Genomic DNA, 5,921 nt, shown 5'->3' on the forward strand with positions numbered 1-5,921 from the left:
CCCCCCCCCCCCCGCCGCCCCCGGCGGCGCCCCCCCCCCCGCGGGGGCAGGCCGCGCCCCCGCCAGCAGTGCGAAGGGCGGGTTCGGTCCGGGCCTGGTCACGGACGGCAACTCCGGCTCGTACTGGGAGAGTTCGGGTGGCGACTTCCCGCAGTGGGTGCAGGTCGACCTCGGCCGCGCCGCCCGGGTCGACCAGGTGGTGCTGAAGCTGCCGCCGTCCTGGGAGGCCCGCAGCCAGACCCTGGCCGTGCAGGGCAGCCAGGACGGCACCGGGTTCAACGCGCTTGCAGCCTCCGCCGCGCGCTCTTTCGCCCCGGGCAACGGCAACACGGTGACCGTCGACTTCCCGGCCGCGCAGGCCCGTTTCATACGGGTGCAGATCACCGCCAACACCGGTTGGCCGGCCGCCCAGTTGTCCGAGTTGCAGGTGTTCGCGTCCGAGGAGACCTCCGCCAACCTGGCACTCGGCAAAACCCTCAAGGCCAGCAGTCACACCGAGACGTATGCCGCGGCGAACGCCAACGACGGCAACCGCGCCAGCTACTGGGAGAGCGAGAACAACAAGCTGCCGCAGTGGATCCAGGCCGACCTCGGCGCCTCGGTCCGGGTCAACGAGGTGGTCCTGCGCGTCCCTGTGACCTGGGGCGCGCGCAACCAGACCCTGAAGATCCAGGGCAGCGAGAACGGCACGGACTTCACCGATCTGAGCGCGGCCAAGGCCCACGCCTTCTCGACGGCCACCGGGCACACGGCGACGCTCACCTTCGACACCGCCACCACCCGCTACGTCCGCGTCCTGATCTCCGCCAACGACAGCCAGCCCGCGGGCCAGTTGTCCGAGCTGGAGATCTACGGCCCGGCGGGCGGCGACACCCAGGCGCCCACCGCGCCCGCGAACCTCGCCTACACGGAGCCCGCCGCGGGCCAGATCAAGCTCACCTGGGACGCGGCCACCGACAACACCGGCGTGAGCGCGTACGACGTGTACGCCAACGGTGAGCTGCGCACCACGGTCGCGGGCACCGTCCGGACCTACACCGACACACAGCCGGCCGACGCCACCGTCACCTACTCCGTGCGCGCCAGGGACGCTGCGGGCAACGCCTCGCCGAACAGCAACTCCGTGACCCGCAAGGCGGATTCGGGGGACACCCAGGCGCCGACCGCCCCGGCGAACCTCGCCTACACCCAGCCCGCGGCCGGTCAGATCAAGCTGACCTGGGGCGCGTCCACGGACAACGTGAAGGTCACCGCGTACGACGTGTACGCGGACGGCACGCTGCTCAAGACGCTCGGCGGTGACGTGACCACCCACACCGACCAGCGGGCCCCCGGTGAGACGGTCTCGTACGCGGTACGAGCCCGCGACGCCGCCGGAAACATCTCCGCCCTCAGCAACACGGTGACGCGCCCCGGCACCCTCGAAGGCTCCAACCTGGCCGTGGGCAAGCCGATCAGCGCCTCCTCCGTGATCCACTCGTTCGTCGCCGAGAACGCCAACGACGGGCAGACCTCCACGTACTGGGAGGGCGCGGCCGGCAGCTATCCGAACGCGCTGACCGTGAAGCTCGGCGCCAACGCGGACATCGACGCGGTCGTCGTCAAGCTCAACCCGGACGCCGCCTGGAGCGCGCGCACCCAGAAGGTGGAGGTACTCGGCCGCGAGCAGAAGGCCACGAGCTTCACCTCGCTGGCGGGGGAGAAGGAGTACTCCTTCAGCCCGTCCGGCAACAAGAGCACCGTGACGATCCCCGTCTCGGCGCGCGTCGCCGACGTACGGCTCCAGTTCACCGCCAACAGCGGGTCGAGCGCCGGCCAGGCCGCCGAGTTCGAGGTCATCGGCACCCCCGCACCCAACCCCGACCTCGAGATCACCAAGCTCACCCACGCACCGGATGCCCCGGTCGAGACGGACGAGCTGACGCTCACCGCAACCGTGCACAACCGGGGCGCGGAAGCATCCGGTGCGAGCGACGTGACCTTCAAGCTCGGCGGCGAGACGGTCGGCGCGAAGCCGGTACCCGCGCTCGCCGCGGGTGCCTCGGCCACCGTGAGCGCCACCGTCGATCCGCAGGACGCGGGCTCGTACGCCCTGAGCGCCGTCGTCGACGAGAACAACGCCGTCATCGAGGAGAACGAGGCCAACAACACCTACACGGCGCCAAGTCCCCTGGTGATCAAGCCGGTTCAGTCCTCGGACCTGGTGGCGTCGCCGGTGAGCTGGTCGCCGTCCGCTCCCTCCGCCGGCAAGGAGGTCGCCTTCAGTGTCGCGATCAAGAACCAGGGCAGCCAGGCGTCCGCGTCCGGCGACCACGCCATCACGCTGACCGTGCAGAACGCCCAGGGCGACACCGTCAAGACCCTCACCAAACCGCACTCGGGCACCATCGGCGCGGGTGACACCACCGCGCCGGTCGCACTCGGCACCTGGACGGCCGCGAACGGCAAGTACACCGTCAAGACGGTGATCGCCGCCGACACCAACGAACTGCCGGTCAAGCGCGGGAACAACACCAGCACCAAGTCGCTGTTCGTCGGCCGCGGCGCCGATATGCCGTACGACACCTACGAAGCGGAGGACGGCGTCATCGGCGGCGGCGCGACGGTCGTCGGACCCAATCGCACCATCGGCGATCCGGCCGGCGAAGCCTCCGGACGCAAGGCCGTCACCCTCGACTCCACCGGTGCCTCAGTGGAGTTCACCGCCAAGCAGGACACCAACACGCTGGTCACCCGCTTCTCCATCCCGGACGCCGCGGGCGGCGGCGGGACGAACGCGACCCTGAACGTGTACGTCGACGGGGTCTTCCGCAAGGCGCTCGACCTCACCTCCAAGTACGCCTGGCTGTACGGGGCCGAGGCCTCACCCGGCAATTCCCCGAGCGCGGGACCGGCCCGGCACATCTACGACGAGGCGCACCTCCTGCTCGGCGAGACGGTGAAGGCCGGCAGCAAGATCAAGCTGCAGAAGGACGGCGCCAACACCTCCGAGTACGCCATCGACTTCATCGACCTGGAGCAGGTGGCACCTCAGGCCAACCCGGACCCGGCGACCTTCGCCGTACCGGCCGGCTTCTCCCACCAGGACGTGCAGAACGCCCTGGACAAGGTCCGCATGGACACCACCAACACGCTCAAGGGCGTCTACCTGCCGCCCGGCGACTACGAGACCGGCAGCAAGTTCCAGGTCTACGGGAAGACCGTCAAGGTCGTCGGCGCCGGGCCCTGGTACACCCGCTTCCACGCCCCCAAGTCCCAGGAGAACACCGATATCGGCTTCCGCGCCGAGGCGAGTGCCAACGGCTCGTCCTTCAGCGGATTCGCCTACTTCGGCAACTACACCACCCGGATCGACGGTCCGGGCAAGGTGTTCGACTTCCAGAACGTCGCCGACATCACCATCGACAACATCTGGAACGAGCACATGGTCTGCCTGTACTGGGGCGCCAACACGGACCGCATGACCATCAAGAACTCGCGGATCCGCAACATGTTCGCCGACGGCGTCAACATGACCAACGGCAGCACGGACAACCTCGTCTCCAACAACGACGCCCGGGCCACCGGCGACGACAGCTTCGCGCTGTTCTCGGCGATCGACGCGGGCGGCGCGGACATGAAGAACAACGTCTACGAGAACCTGACCACGACGTTGACCTGGCGCGCGGCGGGCATCGCCGTGTACGGCGGCTACAACAACACCTTCCGCAACATCCGTATCGCCGACACCCTGGTCTACTCCGGCATCACCGTCAGCTCCCTGGACTTCGGCTATCCGATGAACGGCTTCGGCACCGAACCCACGACGCTGGAGAACATCTCGATCGAACGGGCGGGCGGCCACTTCTGGAACGGCCAGACCTTCCCCGGCATCTGGCTGTTCTCCGCCTCGAAGGTCTTCCAGGGGATCCGCATCAACAACGTGGACATCACCGACCCGACGTACAGCGGAATCATGTTCCAGACCCAGTACGTGGGCGGCCAGCCCAAGTTCCCGATCAAGGACACCATCCTGCGGGACATCACCATCACGGGGGCCCGAAAGAGCGGCGACGCCTACGACCACAAGTCGGGCTTCGGTCTGTGGGCCAACGAGATGCCGGAAGGGGGTCAGGGGCCGGCGGTCGGTGAAGTGACCTTCCACAACCTGCAGTTGAGCGGGAACGCCGAGAACATCCGGAACACCACCTCCACCTTCAAGATCAACATCCTGCCCTGATCGGCCCCTTGACCAGCACGCGGCCCCGGTCGTCCGTTCCATGGACGGCCGGGGCCACTGGCGTCAGCGCGACGCGGTGAGCTTGGTGCGCAGCCCCTGCAGCGTGCGGGCGAGGATGCGGGAGACGTGCATCTGAGAGATACCGAACTCCCTGCCGATGGCGCTCTGCGTCATATCGGTGCCGTACCGCAGGGCCAGGATCCTGCGGTCGCGGTCGGGCAGGGCCGCCAGGAGCGGCTTGAGGGCGTGCAGGTTGTCGACCTTGTCCAGAGCCCGGTCCTCGTAGCCGATGTGGTCGGCGAGGCTGTCCTCGGGGCTCTCCGTGTCGTTCGGGTAGTCGAGCGAGGAGGCGGTATAGCCGTTGGCTGCGACCAGGCCCTCGATCACGTCGTTCTCGTCGAGACCGAGTTCCGCGGCGAGCTCGGCGACGGTGGGCCGGCGGCCGTTGCTCTGCTCGAGCCGGGCGGTGGCCTTGTTGAGCTCGATGCGCAGCTCCTGCAGGCGACGCGGGACGTGCACGGCCCAGGTGGTGTCGCGGAAGTAGCGCTTGATCTCGCCGATGATGGTGGGCATGGCCAGCGTCGGGAACTCCACACCGCGCTGCGGGTCGAACCGGTTGATCGCCTTGATCAGTCCGATGGTGCCGACCTGTACGACATCCTCGTACGTCTCACCGCGCACCCCCATCCGGCTCACGGCGAAGCGGACCAGTGCGAGGTTCAACTCCACCAACGTGTTGCGCACATAGGAGTGCTGAGGAGTTCCTTCCTCCAGTGTGTCGAGGCGGGCGAACAGCACCTTGGACAGGGCCCGGGCGTCGGCGGTGGTCACGCTCGCGGGATCGGGCAACGGAGGCAGGCCCTCCAGGCCGGGCAGGGCAGTCGCGCTTCCCTGCCCACCGGTATGTCGTTCCGCGTGCGTGATCGTGTCAACGGGATTGCTGCCGGTCGTGGACGCCATGGTCGCTCCCGAAGTCAAAGGGGCACCCTCCTGGCCGGGGGCGCGTCGTGCCCTGGCTGATACCCGCCAACCGCCGTAATATTCCTGTGACCTGACGGTGTGTGACATCAAGCGCTCCATGTCCACCCTGCGTCACCCGTCACCCGCCACCTGCCACCCGTCACCCGTCGGACGTCGCTGGGTCTGTCTCCGCCCGCCACCCACCCCTCGGCCCGGGCGTTCGTATGAGGAACGAAGTGGCCGGCGGTCGCCACAGGAAGCGCAGGTGTCACCCCGGAAGCCGGGGGTAACCGCATACTCAGGTGTCGCGATGATCGTCGGCTGGCAACGCGGCGCCGCGGCCGCCGTCGGTTCTGAACCGGCACCGGCGGCGGCCGGTCCGCGTGCCTGCGCCCGCCCGCCCCTCGGCGTGCCCGCGCCCCCCCGCCGCCCCGCGGGCCTGCGCCCCCCCGCCGCGCGGCGTGCGTGACCCCGCTAACCGGCGAGGACCGCACGCACCGTCTTTCCGCCCCCGGCGGCCGAGGTGACATCCAGGCGCCGGGCCAGATGCCGCACCATGGCCAGTCCCCGGCCGTGCTCGCCGTCGTCCGTCAGAGCGCGGATGCGTGGCTGTGCGGGATTGTTGTCGTAGACCTCGACGACCACCAGGTCGTCGGGCACCCGGGGCGGGAGCCGGCAAGGGCTGCGGCCATGGCGGGGGGGGTTCGTGGCCCGTTCGGGCACCATGAGGGGGGGGTCATCG

Annotated in this window: 3 protein-coding genes; 1 reads left to right on the forward strand and 2 read right to left on the reverse strand. The window is 69.1% G+C overall.

The annotated features are described in order from the left end of the window. A partial coding sequence (locus JAO81_RS10755; protein WP_233415177.1) for a discoidin domain-containing protein occupies positions 1-4,219 on the forward strand: 4,219 nt, incomplete at its 5' end. Positions 4,220-4,282: 63 nt separating this feature from the next. On the opposite strand, the gene JAO81_RS10760 is transcribed toward JAO81_RS10755, so the two are convergent. Both JAO81_RS10760 and JAO81_RS10765 read right to left on the reverse strand, forming a co-directional pair. Further along, on the reverse strand, positions 4,283-5,179 hold the full coding sequence (locus JAO81_RS10760) for an RNA polymerase sigma factor SigF (RefSeq protein WP_199547553.1): 897 nt from the start codon (positions 5,177-5,179) through the stop codon (positions 4,283-4,285). Positions 5,180-5,653: 474 nt separating this feature from the next. Continuing rightward, positions 5,654-5,921 (reverse strand): ATP-binding protein (locus tag JAO81_RS10765; protein ID WP_233415178.1); only part of this gene is annotated, 268 nt, incomplete at its 5' end.

Origin of the sequence: Streptomyces sp. N35 (assembly GCF_016464295.1) — a bacterium.
GTDB lineage: Bacteria > Actinomycetota > Actinomycetes > Streptomycetales > Streptomycetaceae > Streptomyces.